This window comes from Stutzerimonas sp. NM35 (genome assembly GCF_054604355.1).
In genome coordinates this window covers 1,022,518-1,047,015 of the sequence record NZ_CM137728.1, presented here as the reverse complement: position 1 = coordinate 1,047,015, position 24,498 = coordinate 1,022,518, and the positions used below count along the sequence as shown (strand labels likewise).

General features: G+C 62.4%; 22 protein-coding genes. 14 read left to right on the top strand and 8 right to left on the bottom strand.

Translation table 11 applies throughout. From position 1 onward, the window contains the following. Positions 1–13: 13 nt before the first annotated feature. The 6 genes from ACYCFC_RS05030 to ACYCFC_RS05005 form a co-directional block, all read right to left on the bottom strand. Complete coding sequence (locus ACYCFC_RS05030; RefSeq protein ID WP_459653298.1) at positions 14–793, bottom strand: 1,6-dihydroxycyclohexa-2,4-diene-1-carboxylate dehydrogenase; 780 nt, start codon at positions 791–793, stop codon at positions 14–16. 132 nt (positions 794–925) lie between these two features. Next, positions 926–1,936, bottom strand: coding sequence for a benzoate 1,2-dioxygenase electron transfer component BenC (gene benC / locus ACYCFC_RS05025; protein WP_459653297.1), 1,011 nt, complete (start codon positions 1,934–1,936; stop codon positions 926–928). Between the two features lie 10 nt (positions 1,937–1,946). After that, positions 1,947–2,435, bottom strand: coding sequence for a benzoate 1,2-dioxygenase small subunit (gene benB, locus ACYCFC_RS05020; RefSeq protein ID WP_459653296.1), 489 nt, complete (start codon positions 2,433–2,435; stop codon positions 1,947–1,949). After that, positions 2,436–3,797, bottom strand: a complete 1,362-nt coding sequence (gene benA / locus ACYCFC_RS05015; RefSeq protein ID WP_459653295.1) for a benzoate 1,2-dioxygenase large subunit — start codon at positions 3,795–3,797, stop codon at positions 2,436–2,438. Positions 3,798–4,036: 239 nt separating this feature from the next. Continuing rightward, a complete protein-coding gene (locus ACYCFC_RS05010; RefSeq protein WP_459653294.1) occupies positions 4,037–4,990 on the bottom strand; it encodes an AraC family transcriptional regulator in 954 nt (317 codons plus the stop codon). A gap of 205 nt (positions 4,991–5,195) precedes the next feature. Continuing rightward, positions 5,196–6,113, bottom strand: a complete 918-nt coding sequence (locus tag ACYCFC_RS05005; RefSeq protein WP_459653293.1) for a LysR family transcriptional regulator — start codon at positions 6,111–6,113, stop codon at positions 5,196–5,198. Between the two features lie 155 nt (positions 6,114–6,268). Here ACYCFC_RS05005 and ACYCFC_RS05000 point away from each other — a divergent pair, with 155 nt between their 5' ends. The 9 genes from ACYCFC_RS05000 to ACYCFC_RS04960 all read left to right on the top strand — a co-directional run bounded on the left by ACYCFC_RS05000 (position 6,269) and on the right by ACYCFC_RS04960 (position 15,738). Further along, complete coding sequence (locus tag ACYCFC_RS05000; RefSeq protein ID WP_459653292.1) at positions 6,269–6,967, top strand: CoA transferase subunit A; 699 nt, start codon at positions 6,269–6,271, stop codon at positions 6,965–6,967. A gap of 38 nt (positions 6,968–7,005) precedes the next feature. Further along, positions 7,006–7,662 carry a CoA transferase subunit B gene (locus tag ACYCFC_RS04995; protein ID WP_459653291.1) on the top strand — a complete coding sequence of 219 codons (657 nt, stop codon included), beginning with the start codon at positions 7,006–7,008 and terminating at the stop codon, positions 7,660–7,662. A gap of 58 nt (positions 7,663–7,720) precedes the next feature. Beyond that, positions 7,721–8,902, top strand: a complete 1,182-nt coding sequence (locus ACYCFC_RS04990) for an acetyl-CoA C-acetyltransferase (protein WP_459653290.1) — start codon at positions 7,721–7,723, stop codon at positions 8,900–8,902. Between the two features lie 120 nt (positions 8,903–9,022). Beyond that, on the top strand, positions 9,023–10,363 hold the full coding sequence (locus ACYCFC_RS04985) for a short-chain fatty acid transporter (RefSeq protein ID WP_181086399.1): 1,341 nt from the start codon (positions 9,023–9,025) through the stop codon (positions 10,361–10,363). 302 nt (positions 10,364–10,665) lie between these two features. Further along, positions 10,666–12,204 (top strand): MBOAT family O-acyltransferase, encoded by a 1,539-nt coding sequence (locus tag ACYCFC_RS04980; protein ID WP_459653289.1) that lies wholly within the window; start codon positions 10,666–10,668, stop codon positions 12,202–12,204. A 21-nt stretch (positions 12,205–12,225) separates the two neighbouring features. Continuing rightward, a complete protein-coding gene (locus tag ACYCFC_RS04975) occupies positions 12,226–14,136 on the top strand; it encodes an HAD-IIIC family phosphatase (protein WP_459653288.1) in 1,911 nt (636 codons plus the stop codon). Beyond that, the gene (locus tag ACYCFC_RS04970) at positions 14,133–14,381 is read left to right on the top strand and encodes an acyl carrier protein (RefSeq protein WP_181086402.1); all 249 of its coding nucleotides are present in this window, start codon (positions 14,133–14,135) and stop codon (positions 14,379–14,381) included. Before ACYCFC_RS04975 ends, ACYCFC_RS04970 begins: the two co-directional genes overlap by 4 nt. Before the next feature lie 3 nt (positions 14,382–14,384). Beyond that, positions 14,385–15,458 carry a hypothetical protein gene (locus tag ACYCFC_RS04965; RefSeq protein WP_459653287.1) on the top strand — a complete coding sequence of 358 codons (1,074 nt, stop codon included), beginning with the start codon at positions 14,385–14,387 and terminating at the stop codon, positions 15,456–15,458. Positions 15,459–15,522: 64 nt separating this feature from the next. Further along, positions 15,523–15,738 carry a hypothetical protein gene (locus ACYCFC_RS04960; RefSeq protein WP_181086403.1) on the top strand — a complete coding sequence of 72 codons (216 nt, stop codon included), beginning with the start codon at positions 15,523–15,525 and terminating at the stop codon, positions 15,736–15,738. 24 nt (positions 15,739–15,762) lie between these two features. On the opposite strand, the gene ACYCFC_RS04955 is transcribed toward ACYCFC_RS04960, so the two are convergent. After that, complete coding sequence (locus ACYCFC_RS04955) at positions 15,763–16,920, bottom strand: NAD(P)-dependent oxidoreductase (protein ID WP_459653952.1); 1,158 nt, start codon at positions 16,918–16,920, stop codon at positions 15,763–15,765. Positions 16,921–17,029: 109 nt separating this feature from the next. Then, complete coding sequence (locus ACYCFC_RS04950) at positions 17,030–18,265, bottom strand: glycosyltransferase family 2 protein (protein ID WP_459653286.1); 1,236 nt, start codon at positions 18,263–18,265, stop codon at positions 17,030–17,032. Between the two features lie 220 nt (positions 18,266–18,485). On the opposite strand from ACYCFC_RS04950, the gene nirB reads away from it, so the two are divergent. The 5 genes from nirB to ACYCFC_RS04925 all read left to right on the top strand — a co-directional run bounded on the left by nirB (position 18,486) and on the right by ACYCFC_RS04925 (position 24,444). Continuing rightward, entirely contained in the window at positions 18,486–21,044 is a 2,559-nt protein-coding gene (nirB, locus tag ACYCFC_RS04945; RefSeq protein ID WP_459653285.1) for a nitrite reductase large subunit NirB, read from the top strand. Beyond that, a complete protein-coding gene (gene nirD / locus ACYCFC_RS04940) occupies positions 21,044–21,421 on the top strand; it encodes a nitrite reductase small subunit NirD (protein WP_459653284.1) in 378 nt (125 codons plus the stop codon). Before nirB ends, nirD begins: the two co-directional genes overlap by 1 nt. Before the next feature lie 61 nt (positions 21,422–21,482). Next, positions 21,483–22,295, top strand: a complete 813-nt coding sequence (locus tag ACYCFC_RS04935; RefSeq protein WP_181086426.1) for a formate/nitrite transporter family protein — start codon at positions 21,483–21,485, stop codon at positions 22,293–22,295. Between the two features lie 21 nt (positions 22,296–22,316). Further along, on the top strand, positions 22,317–24,038 hold the full coding sequence (locus tag ACYCFC_RS04930) for a protein kinase domain-containing protein (protein WP_459653283.1): 1,722 nt from the start codon (positions 22,317–22,319) through the stop codon (positions 24,036–24,038). 97 nt (positions 24,039–24,135) lie between these two features. Next, positions 24,136–24,444 carry a hypothetical protein gene (locus ACYCFC_RS04925; protein WP_181086408.1) on the top strand — a complete coding sequence of 103 codons (309 nt, stop codon included), beginning with the start codon at positions 24,136–24,138 and terminating at the stop codon, positions 24,442–24,444. Positions 24,445–24,498: the final 54 nt, after the last annotated feature.

Here is a 24,498-nt window from a genome sequence, read left to right as displayed (position 1 = left end):
ACAAGGTTCGTGCTCAGCCCTGGTCGCCACCACCTACCGGCAGGGTGACGCCGGTGATATAGCTGGCATCGTCGGAGGCCAGGAACAGGATCGCCCCGGCCTGCTCGTCGATGGTTCCGTAGCGCTTCATCTGCGTGGAATCGATGGTCTGATCGACGATCTGCTGGTACCAGATCTTCTCCTGCTCGCTCTGCTCGGCGCTGTTGCGCGGGATACGCCGTGGCGGCGCCTCGGTGCCCCCCGGTGCGGTGGCGTTGACGCGAATGCCGCGCTGGGCATTTTCAAACGCCAGGCACGCGGTCAGCGCATTCACACCGCCCTTGGCCGCGCCGTAGGGCACGCGGTTGAGGCTGCGGGTGGCAATGGAGGAGACGTTGACGATGGCGCCCGCACCCTGCTCCAGCATGTGCGGCAGCGCGGCATGGCAGCACCAGAGCGTGGGGAACAGCGAGCGACGTACTTCGGCCTCGATCTCGTGCTCCTGATAATGCTCGAAGGGCTTGGCCCAGATGGTGCCGCCGACGTTGTTGACGAGGATGTCGAGACGCCCGAAACGCGCCTTCGCCGCGTCCATGACGCGGTGGCAATCGCCGAACTGTTCGAGATCGGCGGTCAGGGTCAGTACCTCGATGCCCTTGGCACCCAGCTCGTCGGCCAGTTCATGGACCAGCTCGGAGCGGTCCACCAGCAACAGGCGACCACCCTCCTCGCCCATGCGCTCGGCCACACGGCGACCGATGCCCTGGGCGGCGCCGGTGATGACCGCGACTTTGTTTTCGAAACGCTTGTTCATCTAACTACCCTCGATACCCTTGTGGGAGCGAACTTGTTCGCGAGCTCTTTCGCTGCAGTAATCCGGGCTTCTGGTCGTGTGCTGGCCTTCTTTCGCGGGCATGGCCCGCTCCTACAGAAGCCGTTCGTCCGCTCAGGCGCTGGCGGCAAATTTCTCGTAGTAGAAGTTCGCCGGTTGCAGGCCCTGCTCACGGATGAACTGGCTGACGGCCTCGACCATCGGCGGCGGGCCGCAGAGGTAGATATCCACTTCACCGTCATTCAGGTGCTTGGGCTCGATATGCTGGGTGACATAGCCCTTCTGCGGATAAGCGCTGTCCGGACTGGCCACGCAGGCGCTGTAGGTGAAATTGGGGATGCGCGCGGCAAACGCCTCGAGCTTGTCCATTTCCACCAGGTCGTGGTCCAGGGTTACGCCGTAGATCAGGTGCAGCGGATGCTCGCTGCCTTGCTCGGCGATCTTTTCCAGCATGGCGGTGAACGGCGCCAGGCCGGTTCCGCCCGCCAGCAACAGCAGCGGACGCTTGATGTCGCGCAGGTAGAAACTGCCCAAGGGACCTGCCAGGGTCAGGCTGTCGCCAGCTTTGGCCAGGCCGGTGAGGAAGCTGCTCATCAGCCCGCCCGGCACATTGCGAATCAGGAAGCTGACTTCGCCATCCCTGGGCAGCGAGCTGAAGGAGTAGGCGCGGGTCTGGTCGCTACCCGGCACCTTGAGGTTGACGTACTGCCCCGGCAGGAAGGCCAGCTGGTTCAGTGCCTCGCCCTTGACCGACAGGGTGATGGTGCTTGCGGAGAGCTGACGCACGTCGCTGATCGCCGCCTCGAAACTGACCTGCTCGGTCTTGCACACTTGCGATGAGGCCGGCACACGCACCACGCAGTCGCTTTCGGCGCGCATCTGGCAGGTCAGCACGTAGCCCTGCTCGGCTTCGTCTTCGCTCAGGGCGTCCTCGATGTACTCATCGCCCAGGTCGTAGCTGCCCGCCTCGGCGAAGCACTTGCAGGCACCGCAGGCACCGTCGCGGCAGTCCAGCGGAATGTTGATACCCTGACGATAGGCGGCATCGGCGACGGTTTCGCCGAGATTGGTTTCGATGAAGCGGGTCACGCCGTCTTCGAAATTCAATGCAATGTTGTAGGTCATGGCTGCGCCCTCAGAGGTGGTACACGTCGATCATCTGGCGGATGTAGTCATTCTTCAGCACGACCTTCTTGGCCTTGATCAGCGGGTTCTCGCCACGCACGTCGAGCGTGTAGAAGTTGGTGCCGTAAAAATGATCGACAGCCTTGTAGCGGAAGCTCATGGTGTGCCAGTTGTAGCGCAGCTTGCACAAGCCATCGGCCTGCTCCAGCAGTTCGAGATTGCTGATGTTGTGGCTGGTGCGGGTATCCGGAATAGTGGCGCTCGAACGCTCGGTACGGATGCGGAACACGCGGTCTTCCAGGCCGCCACGGTTGCCGTACCAGATCAGCGAAATTTCGCTTTGCGGATCTTCGGTGAGCCGGTCGCGGTCATCCCAGGCCGGCATCCAGAACGATGCATCCGGTGCGTAGAGTTCGAGCCAGGCATCCCACTCCTTGTCGTCGAGGTAACGCGCTTCGCGGTAGAGGAAATCGCGCGCGGCTTCGTAGGAAATGGTCATTTACGCGCCCTCCACGTGAATCAGTTTTTCCTGTTCTGCCTCGACAGCCTTGATCATCTGTTCCTGCCAGTAGCGATGCTGCATGACGAACAGGCCTTCATCTTCGGAGCGGGCTCCGCTGAGCAGCGGGTACAGATCGATTTCCTTGGCACCTTCATCGGGTCCGTCGATCCAGTGACTGGCACCACGTGACATGTCGTTCCATTCCATGGCGCGCCCCTGAAAGCCCTGTTGGCAGGCACGGAATTCTTCCAGGTCGTCCGGTGTGGCCATGCCGCTGACGTTGAAGAAATCCTCGTACTGGCGAATGCGGCGCGCGCGCGCTTCGGCGCTCTCGCCCTTGGGCGCGATGCAGTAGATGGTGACCTCGGTTTCGTCCACCGAAATCGGTCGGGCGATGCGCAGTTGCGAGCCGAACTGGTCCATCAGGTACAGGTTCGGGTACAGGCAGAGGTTGCGTGAGTTGCCGATCATCCAGTCGGCGCGGGCCTGGCCGAACTCGGCGACCATTTCGTCGCGGCGCGCGTACAAAGGGCGGTCTTCGGGGTTGTCCCAGCGGGTCCAGAGCAGCAGGTGGCCGTTCTCGAAGGAATAGAAACCACCGCCTTTCTTGCCCCAGCCACCGGCGCTCATGGTGCGGATTTCTTCACCGGCGTTGCGCAGCTTGCGCTGATTCTGAGTGGCGGCGTAGTTCCAGTGCACGGCGGTGACGTGATAGCCGTCGGCGCCGTTCTCGGCAGTCAGCTTCCAGTTGCCGCCAAAGACATAACTGGAGGAACCGCGCAGCACCTCGATGCCCTCCGGAGACTGGTCGACCACCATGTCGATGATCTTCTTCGACTCGCCGAGGAAGTCTTCCAGCGGGGCGACATCTTCACGCAGGCTGCCGAACAGGAAGCCACGGTAGGACTCGAAGCGCGCAACCTTCTTCAGGTCGTGGGAGCCGTCGCAATCGAAGCTGTCCGGATAGCCCGCTTCCTTGGGGTCCTTGACCTTGAGCAGCTTGCCCGAGTTGTTGAAGGTCCAGCCATGGAAGGGGCAGGTATAGGTGGCCTTGTTGCCGCTCTTGAAACGGCAGAGCATCGCGCCACGATGGCTGCAGGCATTGATGAAGGCATTCAGCTCGCCTTCCTTGTTGCGCGCAATGAAGATCGGCTGACGCCCCATCTGGGTGGTGTAGTAGTCGTTCTTCTCGGGGATCTGGCTCTCATGGGCGAGATAAAGCCAGTTGCCCTCGAAGATGTGCTTCATTTCCAGATCGAACAGCTGGGGATTCGTGAACATCTCGCGTTTGCAGCGAAAGATGCCCTTCTCTTTGTCTTCTTCAAGCAGCGAATCAAGGTATTCGATTCCCAGGGACATGGCCGGGGCCTCCATTGTTATTGTTTCTACGTGATGAAGGTTACGGCGCACGAAGGACCATCAATATCCGTTTTCTGCAGCACCTCTATCCGCTTCCTGCAATGCGACATGAAGCCGCACACACAGACACAAGCCCGCCGCCCGCTGCCTGTTACCGGGAGCGGGAGCGGGAGCGGGAAATTAGAGAAGGGAGGGAAGGAAAAGGAGCTGCCGCAGGTCAGGGACAGCTCGAAGGAAACTCAGTGGTGGCGGCGCAGCGTGTCGGACGGCAGCTCGCCGAAAGTGCTCTTGTAGCTTTCCGAGAAACGGCCCAGGTGCAGGAAGCCGTAGTCCATGGCGATTTCGGTGATGTTGCGAACCTTGGCCGAAGGATCGCTCAGGCGACCGTAAATCTGTTCCAGCTTCTTCTGGCGAATATAGGATTTGGGCGTGGTGCCGACCCTGCGCTCGAACAGCATGTAGAGCGAGCGCGGGCTCATGTGCGCCAGTTGGGCCAGCTGCTCGACGGAAATATCCTTTTTCAGGTGCTCGTCGATGTAGTCGGTGATCCGACCGAACGAGGGGCAGCTGTCCCCCAGCGGCTCACGCTGAATATTGCTGGCAAGGGTGCATAGCAGCTTCGAGGCGATGATGCGGCCGTATTGTTCCTGCAGTTGTGCAACGCAGTGCTCGGCTTTCGCTTCCTGGCAGATCAGGCCGATCAGACCCTCGATGCCTTCGAGCTTGCCTAGATCGTAACGGCTGGCCGCGAAGCGAATGCCTTCGCTCGGTGCACGCCACTGGTTGTCGGTGCAGGCCTGTTCGAGAAAAGAAGCCGGCAGCTTGACGATCAGCTTCTCGCAATCGTCGGAATAAATCAGATCGACAGGATCGTCCGGATTGATCAGCAGCAGCTCACCGGGGGTGAAGTAATGCTCCTGGCCGCGCCCACGCCACAGGCAGTGGCCACGCCGCAGCAACTGCAGATGGTAGATGGTTTCCAGCGCAGGAGAGGTGACATGCACGCTGCCGCCATAGCTGATCTGACACAGGTCCAGCTTGCCGAAACTGCAATGGCTCAGACTGGCCTGCGGGCTACCAGCGCGCGGCAGTTGAATGCAGTGCGTACCGACATGCTGATTGACGTAGTCCGACACCATATGGGGATCGGCATGTTCAAAAACCGTATTTCTTGCACCCAGCAGACTGACCATCACAAGGCACTCTTATAGTTATTGGTGAAGCCGGGCGTTGTCAGAACCTGTTCCCACGCCCTCGCCTGTCGTCATGCCAGAGCGCGCAATGGCGGCTCTGATCACGAACAGAATATCGCTGGCCTGAAGCATAGGAGATAAGACCAAGGCCCAACAGCCGACCTGCCCGATAATCGCACGTTTTCCAAGGACAATGACCAGCCGGTCACTTTCCAGACACAACCGCCTCGCCAGTATCTGGATAATCCGCCGCCGCCCGTAGCGTATCGGCAATGGCCTGCGCCGCGACCGACAGTTCATGGCCGGGTTTGGTGAGGATGCCGACCGGTCGCTCGATCACCGGCTCCGTCAATGCGACGCAGCGGGCGCCCAGTTCGAGCATCTGCGCCCGACACAGTGCCGGCACTGCGCTGACACCCAGGCCGCTGGCGACCATGCGACCGACGGTTGCCAACTGGTGGCTTTCGAACTGCACCGGCAACACCCGGCCACGCTGACGAAGATGGTCTTCCAGCATGAAACGCACCGTTGACGGTCGTTGCAAGGTGATGAACGGATAATCGAGCAACTGCTGCCAGGCCAGTTCGGCGCAGCCGGCCAGCGCCGAACCGGCGGGCACCACGGCCACGAAACGGTCGCTGTACAAAGGCGTGAAATCCAGTGGCATGCCGGGCTCGGGCTCGAAGGCGATGCCCAGTTCGACCTGACGGTCGCGCACCATCTCCATGACCTGCTCGTTGATGACGTCATGCACGGTGACGCTGATCGAGGGATAGTGCTGGCGAAACGAACGCAGCACCGGCGGCAGCAGGTTACCGGCGAAGGAAGGCATCGACGCCAGCGTCACCCGCCCCTGGCGCAGGGTGAAGCGCTGGCGCAACTCGTCCTCGGCATTATCCCAGTCAGCCAGCAGCCGACGCGCCAACGGCAGCAGCACTTCACCTTCAGGCGTCAGGCTGACGGCCCGCGTGGTGCGACTGAAGAGCCGCCCGCCCAGACCTTCTTCCAGCGCCTTGATGGTCAGGCTCAGCGCCGACTGCGACAGGTGCAGGCGTTCGCAGGCCTGCACGAAGCTCAGCGATTGTGCGACGGCAAGGAAGGCGCGCAGCTGCTTGACTGTCATTTATCCACTCTCGAATGCGGAGACGAAGCGAGTATTCACCCGTCAACTGTTTCGAATCAACAATCAATAGTGCTTAAAAATCAACTTAACAAATGACTCGCTCGGAGAAACACTCGATTGCAGCGAGTCTCCCAAAAAACAAGAAGGACTTATCCATGGCTGGTTTCGACAAACGCGTCAGCAGTTATGCCCAGGCGCTGGAAGGATTGCAGGACGGCATGACCGTTCTTGCCGGCGGCTTCGGCCTGTGCGGCATCCCGGAAAACCTCATCGCCGAGATCAAGCGCAAAGGCACACGCGATCTGACGGTGGTCTCCAACAACTGCGGCATCGACGGCTTCGGCCTTGGCCTGCTGCTCGAAGACCGGCAGATCCGCAAGATGATCGCCTCCTATGTCGGTGAGAACGCCCTGTTCGAGAAGCAGTTGCTCGATGGCGAGCTGGAAGTCGAGCTGACGCCCCAGGGCACCCTGGCCGAAAAGATGCGCGCCGGCGGTGCCGGAATTCCGGCCTTCTACACCGCCACCGGCTACGGCACGCCCGTTGCCGAAGGCAAGGAAGTGCGCGAATTCAACGGTCGTCCGCACATTCTCGAACAGGCCATCACCGGCGACTTCGCCATCGTCAAGGCCTGGAAAGCCGACCACTACGGCAACCTGATCTACCGCCACACCGCGCAGAACTTCAACCCACTGGCCGCAGCAGCCGGGAAGATCACCGTGGTCGAGGTCGAGGAAATCGTCGAACCCGGCGAAATCGACCCTGCGCAGATCCACACGCCCGGCATCTATGTCGACCGCATCATCTGCGGCACCTTCGAGAAGCGCATCGAGAAGCGCACCGTCCGCAGCTGACTCCTGCGACTAAACCAAGAACAAGAGGCAAAAGTCCCATGGCATTAACCCGCGAACAAATGGCCCAGCGCGTCGCCCGCGAATTGCAGGACGGCTTTTACGTCAACCTCGGTATCGGCATCCCGACGCTGGTCGCCAACTACGTGCCCGAAGGCATGGAAGTGATGCTGCAATCGGAGAACGGCCTGCTCGGCATGGGCGCATTTCCCACCGAGGCAGAACTGGACGCCGACATGATCAATGCCGGCAAGCAGACCGTCACCGCACGCATTGGCGCCTCCATTTTCGACTCCGCAGAATCCTTCGCGATGATCCGCGGTGGCCATATCGACCTGACCGTGCTCGGCGCCTTCGAGGTGGACGTGAACGGCAACATCGCCTCCTGGATGATCCCCGGCAAGCTGGTCAAGGGCATGGGCGGCGCGATGGACCTGGTGGCCGGTGCGGAAAACATCATCGTGCTGATGACCCACGCTTCGAAGGATGGCGAATCCAAGCTGCTGCCCCAGTGCAACCTGCCGCTGACCGGCGCCGGCTGCATCAAGCGCGTACTGACCGATCTGGCCTACCTGGAAATCGAGAACGGCGCTTTCGTGCTCAAGGAGCGCGCGCCGGGCGTGAGCGTCGAGGAAATCGTCGCCAAGACCGCCGGTAAGCTGGTGGTGCCCGACCATGTACCGGAAATGACCTTTTGACAGGCCGTTGAAAATATTTTTTCGACGGTCTGTTAACCCATTTGATCGGAGCAAGAACATGCAAGACGTCGTTATCGTCGCCGCCACCCGTACTGCCATCGGTGCCTTCCAGGGCGCGCTGGCCAATATCCCCGCGCCGGAGCTGGGCGCCGCCGTGATCAAGCACCTGCTGGAGCAGACCGGGCTGAACCCCGCCGAAGTCGATGAGGTCATTCTCGGCCAGGTACTCACCGCCGGCGCCGGCCAGAACCCGGCGCGCCAGGCCTCGATCAAGGCCGGCCTGCCGCATGAAGTCCCCTCCTTCACCCTGAACAAGGTCTGCGGCTCCGGCCTCAAGGCGCTGCACCTGGCGACCCAGGCGATTCGCTGCGGTGATGCCGAGGTGATCATCGCCGGCGGCCAGGAGAACATGAGCCTGGCGCCCTACGTACTGCCCAAGGCGCGCACCGGGTTGCGCATGGGCCATGCCGAGCTGGTCGATACGATGATCAGCGATGGCCTCTGGGATGCCTTCAACGATTTCCACATGGGCATCACCGCTGAAAACCTGGTCGACCAGTACGGCATCAGCCGTGAAGCGCAGGATGCCTTCGCCGCCGCCTCGCAGCAGAAGGCCGTTGCGGCCATCGAGGCCGGTCGTTTCAGAGATGAAATCACGCCTATCGAAATCCCCCAGCGCAAGGGCGAGCCGCTGTGTTTCGACACCGACGAGCAGCCACGCGCCGGCACCACTGCCCAAGCGCTGGCCAAACTCAGGCCTGCCTTCAAGAAGGAAGGTTCGGTCACCGCCGGCAACGCCTCTTCGCTCAATGACGGTGCGGCGGCGGTGCTGCTGATGAGCGCGGACAAGGCCAGGGCGCTCGGGCTGCCGGTGCTGGCGCGCATCAAGGCCTACGCCAATGCCGGCGTAGACCCGGCGGTCATGGGCATTGCCCCCGTTTCGGCCACTCGCCGCTGCCTGGACAAAGCCGGTTGGACGCTGGATGAACTGGACCTGATCGAAGCCAACGAAGCCTTCGCCGCCCAGGCGCTGTCGGTCGGCCAGGAGCTGGGCTGGGATGCGGGCAAGGTCAACGTCAACGGCGGCGCCATCGCCCTTGGCCATCCCATCGGTGCCTCCGGCTGCCGGATCCTGGTCAGCCTGCTGCACGAAATGATCCGCCGCGATGCGAAAAAGGGACTCGCGACCCTCTGCATCGGCGGCGGCCAGGGTGTGGCGCTGGCACTGGAACGGAGCTGATTTTCAGCACGCCCTGTCACATTGAGCATCGTGCAAGCAACAACCAAGGGCTCGCTGCGCTGTGTCGTCATGGGCATGGCAGGCGATGCCTGACAAAAAGAATAAAGAAGGATTTCAACGATGATTAACACCATTACCGCCTTGAGCGTAAGGCTCGTCCAGCGTTACCTGCCCTCACCGTTCGTATTTGCGATTCTCCTCAGCCTGTTCGTGCTGGCCGCGAGCATGATGACGACCGGCCAGGGCCTGCCCGCCATGGCCAGGCACTGGGGCACCGGCTTCTGGACGTTGCTGACCTTCGCCATGCAGATGTCACTGATTCTGGTCACCGGCCATGCCCTGGCCAGCGCACCGGCCATCCACCGTCTGCTGGGCGGTCTGGCTCGAATAGCTCGCACGCCAGGTCGCGCCGTGGTCATGGTGACACTGGTCGCGCTGGCTGGCTCCTGGATCAACTGGGGCTTCGGTCTGGTGATCGGCGCCGTATTCGCCCGCGCCCTGGCGCGCGAGGTCAAGGGCGTCGACTACCCCTTGCTGGTGGCGGCGGCCTATTCGGGCTTCCTCATCTGGCATGGCGGCCTGTCCGGTTCGGTCCCGCTGTCGCTGGCCAGCGGCGGCGCCGACCTGGAGCGCATGACCGGCGGGGTCATCACCTCCGCCATTGGCGTCGGCGATACCCTGTTCACGCCCCTCAATCTGACCATCATTGCCCTGCTGGTCATCGGCCTGCCGCTGCTTAACTGGGCCATGCACCCCAAGCAGCCAAAAGTCGCCGACCCGGCCCTGCTGGTCGACCCGGTACACGAACCGCTGCCACACGAAACCATCGCACAGCGCCTGGATGACAGCAAAATACTGAACCTGATCATCGTTGCCCTGGGCGCCGTTTACTTCATCTACTATTTCGCCGAGAACGGTTTTGCGCTGACGCTGAACATCGTCATCGGCCTGTTCCTGTTCATCGGCCTGGCGCTGCATGGTTCGCCGGAGCGCTACATGCGTGCGGTGCAGGACGGCATCGGCGGCATCAGCGGCATCGTCATCCAGTTCCCCTTCTACGCCGGGATCATGGGCATGATGGTCGGCGCCAATGCCGACGGCCTGTCGCTGGGCAAACAGATCACCGACACCTTCATCGCTTGGTCGACGGTCGATACCTTCCCCATGCTGGCCTTCCTCAGTGCCGGCCTGGTCAACGTCTTCGTGCCGTCCGGTGGTGGCCAATGGGCGGTGCAAGGCCCGATCATGCTGCCGGCTGGCGAAGCCCTGGGCGTGGCTCCGGCGGTCACGGCCATGGCGATTGCCTGGGGCGATGCCTGGACCAACATGATCCAGCCGTTCTGGGCGCTGCCGATTCTGGCTATCGTCGGCCTCGGCGCACGCGACATCATGGGTTACTGCCTGTTGATCCTGGTGTACTCGGGCGTGGTCATTTCCGGCTGTTTCTATTTCCTCACCTAAAAACCGACATAAGACATCGCGCTTCGGTTACTGACGAAACCCCGCTCATGCGGGGTTTCTTTTTTCCAGCTATCGCAATTGGTTCCCCCAGCGGACGACGAGCGGCGCAAATTTTTCGTTACAGACAGTGTCGCAGTTAACGGACTGGGATCTGATTCCGTAGTAGCGACAAGGAACGAGGCCTGGCTGCAACGCGACATTTCGTTGCGTGCAATGGGAGGGGCGAGCATTCGGCAATGGATGCTCGCAAGCAGCCGCCGTCTCGACTGGGACGGCATTGAAGACTCGCAAAGGAAAGACCGATGCTCTTCAACTCCATGGTGTTCATCGCCGGCTTTCTGCCGGTGGTTCTTCTTGGCTTTATCCTGTTTGCAGGGTCTGGCAGGCAACGTTCTGCCGCCATCTGGCTGACGCTGGCGTCGCTGGTGTTCTACGGCTGGTGGAACCCCGTCTATGTGCCACTGCTGATCGGCAGCATGGTGACAAACTACCTGATCGGTGGATGCCTGAGGCGCAGGCCATCGCGGACGCTGCTGGTGCTCGGCGTCGGGGCCAACGTGGCGCTGCTCGGCTACTACAAGTACACCGGCTTCCTGTTCGGCACACTCGACGAGGCCTTTGGCCTGGGCTGGTCGGTGGGCGATATCATCCTGCCGCTGGCGATTTCCTTCTTCACCTTCCAGCAGATCGCCTATCTGGTGGACGCCCATGACGGCGAAGTGAGCGAACATGATTTCGTCAATTACTGCCTGTTCATCAGCTTCTTCCCGCAACTGATCGCCGGCCCGATTACCCATCACGGCGAGATGCTCAAACAATTCAAGGACCACAGCACCTTTCGTCCGCGGCTGGACAATATCTCTCTGGGCCTGACGATATTCGTGCTCGGCCTGTTCAAGAAGGTGATCATCGCCGACCCGCTGGGCGCCCAGGCCTCGCCGATCTTCGCGGTCGCTGCCGACGGCAGCGTTCCGGCGCTTTACGACGCCTGGTTCGGCGCGCTCGCCTATACGCTGCAGATCTACTTCGACTTCTCCGGCTACAGCGATATGGCCATAGGCCTGGGGCTGCTGTTCGGGCTGCGCCTGCCGGTGAACTTCAACAGCCCGTTCAAGGCGCACAACCTCATCGACTACTGGTCACGCTGGCACATGACGCTGACGCGCTTTCTCACGGCCTATATCTACAACCCCATCGTCATGCGCATCACCCGTTCACGCATGGCGGCGGGCAAACCACTGCCTCGCCGGGGGAAGATGAGCCTGGGCACCTTCGTCGTCCTGGTGGCCTACCCCACCGTGCTGACCATGTTCATCTCCGGCATCTGGCATGGCGCAGGCTGGCAGTTCGTGGTGTTCGGCCTGCTGCATGGCTTCTACCTGGTGGTCGCCCATGGCTTCCGGGCCTGGAAGGCGCGCCGGGGCCTGCCGCTCGACAGCGACAAGCGCCTGCATCATTGCGCCGCCGTGCTGCTGACCTTCCTCTGCGTGGTCGTGGCGATGGTGTTCTTCCGTGCCGAAAGCGTCCCGGCGGCGCTGGCGATGCTGTCAGGCATGCTCGGCCTGAGCGAGCTGAGCACCAAGTTCGACAAGTCGGACTACCTCACCCTGGCACTGCTGCTCGCCTTCGTCTGGCTGATGCCCAACGTGCAGCAATGGATGGCGCGTTTCCGCACCGCCCTGGATGCACAGCCACGCGAAAGCTGGCTGCTGCGCTGGCTTCCCGCCGCCTCGTGGAGCCCGACACCGGTCATCGGCGTGGCCATCGGCGTACTGGGCTTCTTCGCTCTCGCCGTGGCGTTCTCCGTGGCGCCTACCGAGTTTCTCTACTTCCAGTTCTGACGCAAAAGGAGCGAATGGCTAATGGATCAGCTTCTCTGGCTAGCCGAACATCCAGACCTGAGCGCCGCTATCGGCGAAGCCAAGCGCGAGCCCGACCCGCTCGCACGGCTCGCAGCGGCCACACGGCTCGCAGGCTATCGACGGGACTTCACCCTGACCACCCGCCTGGACCGGCTGGCAAGCGAAGGCTTGCAGGCGGTGGCCAACGGCGGAGCATCCGTTTCAGGCTTGCGGCCTCTGCGTATCGCGCTGCTCGCCTCGCATACGGTGGATCACCTGATGCCGGCGATTCGCGTCGCCGGCTTGCAGCGGCGCTTGGCGCTCTCGGTGCATGTCGCGCCCTATGGCATGTACCGCCAGGCACTGCTGATGGACGACCCGGCGCTGACGAGCTTCGCTCCGCAACTGATCGTCCTGGCGCTGGATGTCCGCGACGCGCCCCTGCAACTGCCGCTGGAGGCCTCGCCGGAGGATGTGGATGCAGCCGTGACCGAGCGTGTCGACGAGCTGCGCCTGCTCTGGCGTCGCGCCCGTGAACGCTTCGCCGCCCAGGTGGTACAGCAAACCCTGGTGCCCGCCGATCCAGCCATCTTCGGCTCGTTCGAGGCACTGGTGCCTGCGGCACCTTATGCAGTGATCGATCGCTTGAATGCAGCCATCCGCAGCGCCGCCCGGGAAGACGGCGTGCTGCTGATGGATCTCGCCTGGGAAGCGGCGCGCGGCAGCTACGGCGACGGCCTGGCCGAACCGCTGCGCTGGCACCAGGCCAAGCAGCTGGTGAGCCCGAACCTGGCGCCCTTGTATGGCGACCAGTTGGCACGCATCGCCGCCGCCAGCGCCGGTCTGTCGCGCAAATGCCTGGTGCTGGATCTGGACAACACGCTGTGGGGCGGCGTGATCGGTGACGATGGCCTCGATGGCATTCATCTGGGCCAGGGCTCGCCCAGCGGCGAAGCCTTCCTTGCCTTCCAGCGCTACGCGGCGCTGCTGGCGCGGCGCGGGATCATCCTCGCGGTGTGCAGCAAGAACGACCTGAGCATCGCCGAGGCGGCGTTCAGCCATCCTGAAATGGCACTCAAACGCAGCGACATCGCCGCCTTCGTCGCCAACTGGGAAGACAAGGCCGGCAACCTGCGGCGCATCGCCTCGATGCTGGATATCGGTCTGGACAGCCTGGTCTTCGTCGATGACAACCCGGCCGAGCGCGATATTGTGCGGCGCGAGCTACCAGAGGTGGCGGTGCCGGAATTGCCCGAAGACGTAGCCGACTACCCGGCACGTGTCGCCGCAGCCGGCTATTTCGAAGCGGTGTCCTTTACTACGGACGACACCACGCGCGGGCGCAATTATGCGCTGAACGCCGAGCGCAAGGCCGCCATGAGCCAGGCCACCGACATGGAAGGCTACCTGCGCGGACTGCAGATGGTGCTGCACGCCACGCCCATCGGTGCCGCCGAACTTGTCCGCAGCACCCAGCTGATCAACAAGACCAATCAGTTCAACCTCACCACACGCCGCTACAGCGAGGCGGAGGTCGAGCGCATCGCCGGCGACCCGCGCTCGGTCGCATTGGCGATCCGCCTGACCGACAAGTTCGGCGACAACGGTCTGATCAGCGTGGTGCTGGCCCGACCGGACGCGACCGTCGCCGACGACGAGCTGCTGATCGACAGCTGGCTGATGAGCTGTCGCGTGCTGGGCCGGCAGGTCGAAGAAGCCGTCCTCGACGTGCTCGCCAAGGCGGCCAGCACGGCGGGCTACGGTGCATTGATCGGCGAATACCGGCCCACCGAACGCAACGCCATGGTCGCCGAACACTATCCACGGCTGGGCTTCGTCCAGCATCCGGCGCCCGTCGAGGCCGCGACCTTCTGGCGCTACGCCCTCGGTTCCAACCGCTCCTCCCGCCACTTCATCGAGGTAAAGACATGACCGAAGCAGACGTAATCGAGGCACTCACCCCGGTCTTTCACGACGTGTTCGACGACGACAGCATCGTGCTGACTCCGGAAATGACCGCCAATGACATCGAGGGCTGGGACAGCCAGACCCACGTGATGCTCACGGTCGCCGCCGAACAGCGCTTCGGCATCAAGTTCCGCACCGCGGAGCTGGAATCGCTGCGCAACGTCGGTCACTTCGCCCAGGTCATCAGCGCCAGACTCGCAGGAAGGTAGACCATGCCCTACACCGCCGAAGCATCCGGGTCCGGCAACACCGGCGAGCAAGCGGCAGCCAGCGCACCGGACCGGGTCCGCACGCGCTATCTGCTGTCCGTGGTTGCCGGTCTGCTCGGCGCACTGGGGCTGTTCTGCCTGACGCTGTTCGGCCTGGAGCGAACCGGCAACCTGCCGCCACCGGCGTTCTCCAACAATCTCTGTGTCGACGAGAAACTCAACTTCCTGCGAGGCAACCCGATTGACTCGCCCAATCTTCTGGTCATCGGCTCATCGGTGGCCTGGCGGCATGTGGATGGCAACGCCCTGGTCCAGGCCATGCCCCGCCTGCGGCCCATGAACGGCGCTTTCTGCGGGCTGTTCGCCAATCAGTCGACCTATGTTGGCCACTGGCTGCTCGACCGCGAGCCGAGCATTCGCAGCGTCGTGATGATCGCCAATCCACAGGATTTCGCCGGCTGCTGGAAGGCTCCGACAGCGGTATTCAACCGCGAGCATGTCAGCCCTTATGTGTACGAGGGCGCATCGCACTGGGGCTACTACATGCGCTATTTCGCACCCGCCTCCCTCGCCCGCAACGCCCTGACCGTAAAGGCGCAGCGCGCCGGTCAGATCGAATGGGACCCGCTGGTGTTCAATCGCTTCGGCGACGGCCCGTTGCGGACCGACAACACCCGCCACCTGATGTATGGCCGCCCGGATGCGCTGGACCGCAACTGCTTCGATGCGCTGCTGGAAATGAGCGCACGACTGCAACACGAAGGCCGCACGCTGATGGTCGTTTCCACCCCGCTGCACCCTGAGTGGAAAGAAAAGTACGACCCGGACGGCGCCTTCCTTGCCGATTTCGACAGGCGTATCGCCGGTGCCCTGGCCACGACTGGCGGCACCTACTGGAACGCCGACAAGGACTGGAACACGCCGGAGAATGCCTTCGTCGATGCGGTACATCTACGCTGGTCAGCCGCACAGGAATTCACCAGGGCACTGGCCGAACAGTTGCGTAAAAGCGCGCCCGGTCCGACTGCTGCAGCCCTGCACAGATCCTCCGCTGAACGGCGATTGCCGGCGCTTTGACGCCGTGCTATCTAAGTGACTGTATTCCGTCATATCTCGCAACAGTTCCAGGGAAGAAAATCAGATGGACACTACAAAGACTGCAGTTACTGGGGCCGAGCGATGGGGAGTCGTCTACCCATACGGCAGCGTACTGGCGATATTCGAAAACGAGCAGGAGGCCTTGTCCGAAGCGAACTGCTTCGGCGGCGCAGTGGTTCGGATAGTGCAGGATGTCTGGAATGCGGTGAGTGCCGGCAGCGAAACAGGCGCCAGCACGCAAGAGCTGGCAACCTCTTGATTCCGTAGATGCTCAGGCAGGCACTTACAGTGTCGCCCTGGCATAGTTGTTGACTGCGAGAGCATCTGCCCTGCCCGCGTCCTGACGCTGCTGGAGAATGATATCCAGCACGCGGCTCGGCTGAAGCTCGATGTCATCGAAGGTGATCATCTGGCCAGGTTCGAGCGCACGCTTGAGCACGGTATTGCGCAACAGGCCGATAGGCACGTGCTCAGGTTCGTCAGCGAGGCGTATCGCTTCGCCGCGCACATCGAAACCACCAATGCCGCGCATGATGATCTCGCCGGGCTTCATCTCGTGCTTGGCCATGGCCGCGACACCCAGCGTCGGTTTCGTCGAGTTGTTCAGCAACACTCCACCACCGGCCAGCACCCTGCGTACCGTCTTGCCGACCTCCAGGGAACAGAGATGGAAGGGCCGCGACAGCACGTAGTACGGGCCGGGACCCAACTTGAAATACTCGATGGCCGGAGCCTGGGCTTCATCGTGACGACAGACCAGAAAGACACCTCCCGCCGGATAACCGCTGGGTATGACGTAATCCACTATCGGCTGACCGAGATTTTCCGCGATCAACCCAAGCACACTGGCGCTGCGGTTGAGGTCGGTCGAGGCCAGGCCCTCCAGCCCAGGCCGGGAAATGCTCGCGCCAAAGCCGTTGCCCACCACCACCTGCTCGATCTGCACCTTGGTGCCATCGGTGAACGAGGTGGTCTGATCGATGCTGATCCCCTGCCGCTTCGACCAGTAAGCCATGTCTTCCCGGCTGGGGTTGTGGTTGAGAAAGCCCTTCATGTTGCCGTACACGAGCGGTTTGAAGCCCATCTGCACGGCATCTTCGTGCAGAGCGGCAAGCGAGCCTGGCTGATCGCCCTCCGCTTCGGTGAGCAGCCCCTTGCCTGCCAGCCAGGAACCCGTGGTGACCTGCAACTCAGCGTTCACGGTGACGACCGGCAAGCCGGCTTCGAAAGCGCGTTCGATGACCTGCGTACCGAAAAACACATCGCCGGAACACTCGACGATAAGATCAGAGTGCTCGACAAGGTCATCAATGGAGTTGGTCAGCGCCTCCCTGAGCGGAAAATCATCGATCGCATCGATGCCCCGGCGCGTGAGGACACGGGTTATCCGCAGATCTGGATAGTGCTGCATGATCAGGCGAACGAAGCAACGCGAAATCATGCCTGTGCCGGAAACTCCTACTCTTTTCAGGGTTGTGGTCATCTTGAAAGTCCTTTTTTGTCGACCCTAGGTCGGACCGTCACAATTTGAAAAAGTTTGCGTAAAGCCATCAATCCGTACAGGTGTCCGTGAGCCCTGTAACCGTTCTCGCCGAGCAACAAAGTCGAAGATCATCCTGAACCGCCAATGTCTCTTCTCGCCCGCCGCCCGCCTGCCCCAGACACCATTGGCGCACGGTTACGCCGAGCGTCTCGACAGGTGCATCGGCCGCTTCCACCACAGGCGAGAAATTGAACGCTTCCAGCAGGCCGGCCAGCACCATTCGGGCCTTGATGAACTGGCCATGCCAAAACAGGCGGGCCACCAGGCCCAGGCGCGAAACAGCCAGCACCGGCACACGGCGCCAACGATGGTAGCGGCGGGCAATGAACAGCTCGTTGCGGATGAAGTGCCGGTGCAGTGCAATCCGCTGCGGGTCGGTTTCACGGCGGATATCGATCGAGCCGCTGACCCGCCGCAGGTGCAGCACCCTGCTCGCGGCCACCAGATAGCCAGGCGTCTGCTGGCTGATGCGCAGGGTGAACTCGGTATCGTCGCCCCACATGAACATCGGCGCGAGCGGCAGGCCGTAGCGTTGCAGTGACAGGCGGGGCACCAGGATCGAGACGAAGGTTGCCGGACGCACCGGAATCACGCCGAACCGCAGCAGGGCCGGCCAGTTTTCATAATCGATGGCGTTGCTGCGCGCATCGACATTTGGCACGTTGGTCAGCAACCCGTCCTCGGTATAGGCAGTGGAAAGCAGGAAGGAATGGGGCTGATCCTGGGCATCAAGCGTTTCGGCGGCTTCGACAAGCCGCTGCAGGGCGTCCGGTTCGGGTATGACGTCATCGTCCATCATCCAGACGAAATCGGCGCCCAGCTGGTAGGCAATGCGGAACCCGGCGCTGAAACCACCCGATGCGCCGGTGTTGTGCGACAACTCGTAGACCCTGAGCGTGGGTAGCTGAAGTTGCAGAAGCATCTCCAGCGTCCCGTCACCGCTGGCATTGTCAACCACGATGATGCCGTCACAGGGGCGGCTCTGGGCGTTGATGCTCTCCAGACAGCGTTTGAGCAAATCCTTGCGTTTGTACGACAGTACGACTGCGTATATCTGTTCCATGGCTCGCTCTCTGACCGAGATGACAGGTGGCTGTTTGGCATAGCGCTCTGCTCCGACCGGGAAAGCGGAACAGGGTTCAAGCAGCAGAAGACAAATCCTGAAACATTTCACCTTTTCGCCCTGAAAAGAGTCCGACGGTTGGTAATCGCACCCATTTGGCACGGCGATCAGCCAGGCCAAACGCTGCTGGCATATCGCCCCGTCCACGCCCCCAAGGCCCGCCACAGCTGGCCTGAAGCAAGGCTGCCGGCAGCTTTCGCGGCCCTGGCATACAAGATGCATTCTCAGTCACAACGCCTGCCGAGCGATCCGGCAGCACTGCCCGGACTGCCAGCAGCATTCATCAAGGCGTCACCTCGCGCTGACGGCGTCCGGAACGGCTTCGACTGAGGAACACGTCATGCATGCAAGCGTTCTCCCGCTCAAGAGCGAAACACTGGTCATCGTCGGCAACGGCATGGTTGGCCATCACTGCGTTGAACAGCTGATCGCACGCGATGCGCTGGAGCGCTACCAGATTCATGTGTTCGGCGAAGAGCATCAGCGCGCTTACGACCGGGTGCACCTTTCCGAGTACTTCGGCGGGCGCGATGCCGATGCCCTGGCGCTGTGCGATGCGGGCTGGTACGCCGACCACAGCGTGCAGCTGCACTTGGGCGTGCAGGTACTGGAAATTGATCGCGCCCGGCAGGAGATCCTCACGACGCAGGGTCGCCAGCCTTACGACCGGCTGATCCTGGCGACCGGCTCCTATCCCTTCGTGCCATCGATTGCCGGTGCGGAGGGCAATGCGCAACTGCTCTACCGCACGCTGGATGATCTGGACCAGATCCGCGTGGCAGCGGTCGGTGCCCGGCGCGGCGTGGTGATCGGCGGTGGGCTGCTTGGCCTGGAAGCCGCCAATGCGCTGAAATCCCTGGGCCTGGAAGCCCATGTGGTGGAGTTCGCATCACGCCTGATGCCGGTGCAGCTCGACGCCGAAGGTGGCGAGGCGCTCAAGGCGCGGATCGAGGCCCTCGACGTCGGCGTGCATCTGTCGCGGGCCACCCAGGCGATCATTCCCGGTGCGGATTTCGCCTGGCGCCTGATCTTCGACGATGGCGAGTTTCTGGAAACCGATCTGGTGGTGTTCTCCGCCGGCATCCGTCCACAGGATGCGCTTGGCCGGCAGGCCGCGCTCGCACTCGGGCCACGCGGCGGTATCGTGATCGACAACGCTTGTCGTAGCAGCGATCCGGCGATCTTCGCCATCGGTGAATGTGCCGCCTGGAACGGCAGCGTGTTTGGCCTGGTGGCGCCGGGTTACGGCATGGCACGCACCGTGGCCGCGCAGTTGGCTGGCGAGCCCCATGAGGCCTTCACCGGCGCCGACATGTCCACCAAGCTCAAACTGCTCGGAGTCGACGTCGGCTCTATCGGCGACGCCCATGGAGCCACGCCGGGCTCGAGAAGCTACCGGTTCATCGACGAAGCGAACGCCAGCTACCGGCGCCTGGTGGTCTCACCGGATGGCAAGCACGTCATCGGCGCGGTGCTGGTGGGCGACAACAGCTACTACGACACGCTGCTGCAATACGCGCAGAACGGCATCAGGCTGCCGGACGAGCCGTCCAGCCTGATCCTGCCGCAATCGGGCGGCGCGCCAACCCTGGGCGCCGGTGCGTTGCCGGACAGCGCGACCATCTGCTCCTGCCACAACGTCAGCAAGGGCGCGGTGTGCTGCCAGGTCGAGGCCGGCATCAGCGATCTCGGCGAGCTGAAGGCCATCACCAAGGCCGGCACCGGTTGCGGCGGTTGCAGCGCACTGCTCAAGCAGGTCTTCGAGCACGAACTGGCCGCACGCGGCGTCGAGGTGGACAAGAGCCTGTGCGAGCACTTCGCCCATACCCGCCAGGCGCTGTTCGACATCGTCCGCGTCGAGGGCATCCGCGATTTCACAACGCTGCTGGCACGCCATGGACGTGGCGCCATCGGCTGCGATATCTGCAAGCCGGCGGTGGGCTCGATCCTGGCGTCCTGCTGGAACCAGCCGATCACCGATCCGCAACTGGTCGCGCTGCAGGACACCAACGACACCTTCATGGCCAACATGCAGAAGAACGGCACCTACTCGGTGGTGCCGCGCATCGCCGGTGGCGAGATCACTCCGGACAGGCTGATCGCGCTGGGCGCGGTGGCGAAGAAATACGACCTCTATACCAAGATCACCGGCGGCCAGCGCATCGACCTGTTCGGCGCCCAGCTGCATGAGTTGCCGGACATCTGGAGCGATCTGATCGAGGCCGGCTTCGAGACCGGCCACGCCTACGGCAAATCGCTGCGCACGGTGAAATCCTGCGTGGGCAGCACCTGGTGCCGCTACGGCGTGCAGGACAGCGTCGCCATGGCGCTGCGCCTGGAAGATCGCTACAAGGGCCTGCGCGCGCCGCACAAGATCAAGTTCGGCGTCTCCGGCTGCACCCGCGAATGCGCCGAGGCGCAGAGCAAGGACATCGGCGTGATCGCCACCGAGAACGGCTGGAACCTCTACGTGGCCGGCAACGGCGGCATGCGCCCGCGCCACGCCGAACTGTTCGCCACCGATCTGGACGACGAGACGCTGGTGCGCACCATCGACCGTTTCCTGATGTTCTACATCCGCACCGCCGACAGGCTGCAGCGCACCTCGGTCTGGCGTGAATCGCTGGAAGGCGGTCTCGGCTATCTGAAGGAGGTCATCCTGGATGACAGCCTGAATCTCGCCGCCGAACTGGAAGCGCAGATGCAGCACGTCGTCGACCGCTACGAGTGCGAATGGGCCAACGCCCTCAAGGACCCGGAGAAGCTCAAGCGCTTCCGCACCTTCGTCAACGACCGACGCGGCGACCCCGATATCCACTTCGTCAAGGAGCGCGGCCAGCGTCGACCGGCCCGCGCCAACGAACTCCACCTGATTCCCGTCACCGAGGAGATGCTCTGATGAGCCCGTCCAATGCCCTGCGCCTGTCATCCGTCGAACCCGCCCACTGGCGTGCCCTGTGCAGCCGTCGCGATCTGGTCGCCCATTCCGGCGTGGTCGCCTGGCTGGATGGCCGGCAGGTCGCACTGATCCATCTGCCCGAGGGCGAAACCGGCGAGCAGGTGTTCGCCGTCGAGAACCGCGATCCCAGATCCGGCGCCAACGTCATCGGGCGCGGCATCGTCGGCCAGCTCAAGGGCGACCTGGTGATCGCCTCGCCACTGTACAAGCAGCACTTTCGCCTCGCCGACGGGCGCTGCCTGGAACATCCCGAACAGCACCTGCGGGTCTGGCCGGCGCGCCTGAATGGCGATGCGGTGGAAATCGCCACCGCCTGAGCTGAACGGCACGCCGCTGCCCGAACCCTACGCCCTGCCTGACCTTACAGAGAACCAGACCATGTCCTATATCATTCCTGCGGAATTCGTCACCAAGATGGTGGATGCTGGCGAGTCGAAGATATTCATGTCCACGAGAGACACGCTGATTCGTGCGTTCATGGCCGGTGCGATCCTCGCCCTGGCCGCCGTTTTCGCTGTAACCGTTTCAGTACAGACCGGCTCGCCACTGGTAGGCGCCATGCTCTTTCCGGTGGGCTTCATCATGCTGTACCTGATGGGCTTCGATCTGCTCACCGGAGTGTTCGTGCTGACACCGCTGGCGCTGCTGGACAGGCGACCGGGTGTGACCGTGAACGGCGTGCTGCGCAACTGGGGGCTGGTATTTCTCGGCAACTTCGCCGGCGCGCTGACGGTGGCGTTCATGATGGCCTTCGTCTTCACCACGGGCTTCATGAGCGAGCCTGGCGCGGTTGGCGAGAAGATTTCCACCATTGGTGAGGCCCGCACCCTGGGTTATGCGGAGTACGGCGCCGCCGGCTGGGCGACTATCTTCCTGCGCGGTGTGCTGTGCAACTGGATGGTGTCGATGGGTGTGGTCGGCGCAATGATCTCCACCACCGTGGGCGGCAAGGCCATCGCCATGTGGATGCCGATCATGCTGTTCTTCTATATGGGCTTCGAGCATTCGGTGGTGAACATGTTCCTGTTCCCCTCGGCGATGATCATGGGCGGTGATTTCTCGGTCATGGATTACATGATCTGGAACGAAATCCCCACCGCGCTGGGCAATCTCGTTGGCGGCCTGGCCTTCACCGGCCTGACGCTCTACACCACTCACATCAGGACCGCGCCAAAACGGGCGTTTCACTGAGCCGATGACGCTGGCCCACCGATGAGTGACCAACTGAAGATTTCGCTGGGCCAGCACACCGACAAGGGGCGCAAGCAAAGCAATCAGGATTTCCACGGCGCCTGCATACCCAGTGAACCGCAGCTGAGCAGCAAGGGTATCGTCATCGCCGTGGCCGACGGAATCAGCAGCAGTACCGTCAGCCATATCGCCAGCGAAGCGGCGGTGACCGGCTTTCTTGCCGACTATTACTGCACTGCCGATGCCTGGTCGGTGAAGACTTCGGCACAGCGCGTGCTGATGGCAACCAACTCCTGGCTACACGCCCAGAGCCAGCAAAGCCTGTACCGCTACGACAGGGATCGGGGCTACGTCTGCACCTTCAGCGCCCTGGTGATCAAATCGACCACCGCACACCTCTTCCACGCCGGTGACTCACGCATCTATCGCATCCAGGGCAAAGCGCTGGAGCAGTTGACCAATGACCACCGGATGTGGCTTTGCGAAGGCCAGAGCTACCTGAGCCGCGCGCTCGGCATCCATGACCAGCTGGAAATCGATTATCGCGCCGAACAGCTGGCCATCGGCGATATCTTTCTCCTGGCCACCGATGGCGTCTACGAACACGTCAGCCCAGGCCTCATGATCGATACCATCGAGCGGCATCCGACAGACCTGGATGCCGCCGCCAGAGCAATCGTCGACGAGGCCATCCAGCGTGGCAGCACGGACAATCTCACCGTGCAGATCGTGCGGCTCGACGGACTGCCGACACAGGCGCCCGAGGAACTCTACCGGCAATTCACCGAACTACCCTTCCCACCCATGCTGGAAACACGGGCACGGTTCGACGGCTACCGTATCGTTCGGGAGCTGCACGCCAGCAGCCGCAGCCATGTCTACCTGGCGACTGACGATAGCGACAACGAAAGGGTGATCATCAAAACACCCTCCATCGAGCTGCAGCACAACGCAGCCTATCTGGAGCGATTTCTCACCGAAGAGTGGATTGCCCGCCGAATCGACAACCCCCATGTGGTCAAGCCCTGCCCGCAAACACGCTCGCGCAACTTTCTCTACACCGTCAGCGAATTCATCGAAGGCCGGACACTGAGGCAGTGGATGATCGACAACCCCCGCCCCGATCTGGAGACGGTACGCGGCATCGTCGAGCAGATCGCCAGTGGTCTGCGTGCCTTCCACCGGCTGGAAATGCTGCATCAGGACCTGCGCCCCGACAACATCATGATCAACGCCGCGGGCATGGTGAAAATCATCGATTTCGGCTCGGCACGAGTGGCCGGGCTGATGGAGGTCGCCTCGCCCATCGAGCGCAGCGACTTGCTCGGCACTGCTCAGTACACCGCGCCGGAATACTTTCTCGGCGAAGCCGGCACGCCCCGCTCGGACCTGTTTTCCCTGGCCGTCATCACCTACCAGATGCTCACCGGCAAGCTACCCTACGGCACGCAGGTGGTGCGCTGCCGTACCCGCGCGGCGCAGAACAAGCTCCACTATCAGCCGATCCGTAACCATGACCGCGAAATACCGGCCTGGATCGACGACGTGCTGCGCAAGGCCCTGCACCCTGCCCCTTACAAACGCTACGAAGAGCTGTCCGAATTCGTCTTCGAGCTGCGCCAGCCGAACCAGGCCTTTCTCAACAGGGCCAGACCACCTCTGATGGAACGCAACCCGGTGCTGTTCTGGCAAGGCCTGTCGCTGGCGCTGGCTGCGGCGCTGGTCGTACTACTGGTGCGTTGAGGCAACAGGCGGGCCCGCCGTTGATCCACATCACAGTGCTGTGCCCGTTTGCCAGTGGTCGTATGGATGAGCCTCATGACCCATCGGAACCTGCGCCATGCACCTGATCCAGCTATTGCTCCCGCTTTACGACAATGACGGAAAAGCCCTGCCCAAGCCACTGTTTGCCGAGGTCCGTGACGAACTGATGCAGCAGTTCGGCGGCCTGACCGCCCATACCCGCGCGCCAGTCAATGGGTTGTGGTGTGAAGAAGACAGCCATGCCGTGCGTGACGAGCTGATCATTTACGAAGTAATGGCGTCCGAACTCCACCGCGCCTGGTGGACGAATTACCGCGCCTCGCTGGAAACCCGCTTCCGCCAGGAGCAGGTGCTGATCCGGGCACATGCGGTCGAGCTGCTGTAGCCAGATGGCAGGCTGTATCGCGTCGGCACTGATCTGAATGATGAAGATTTAATG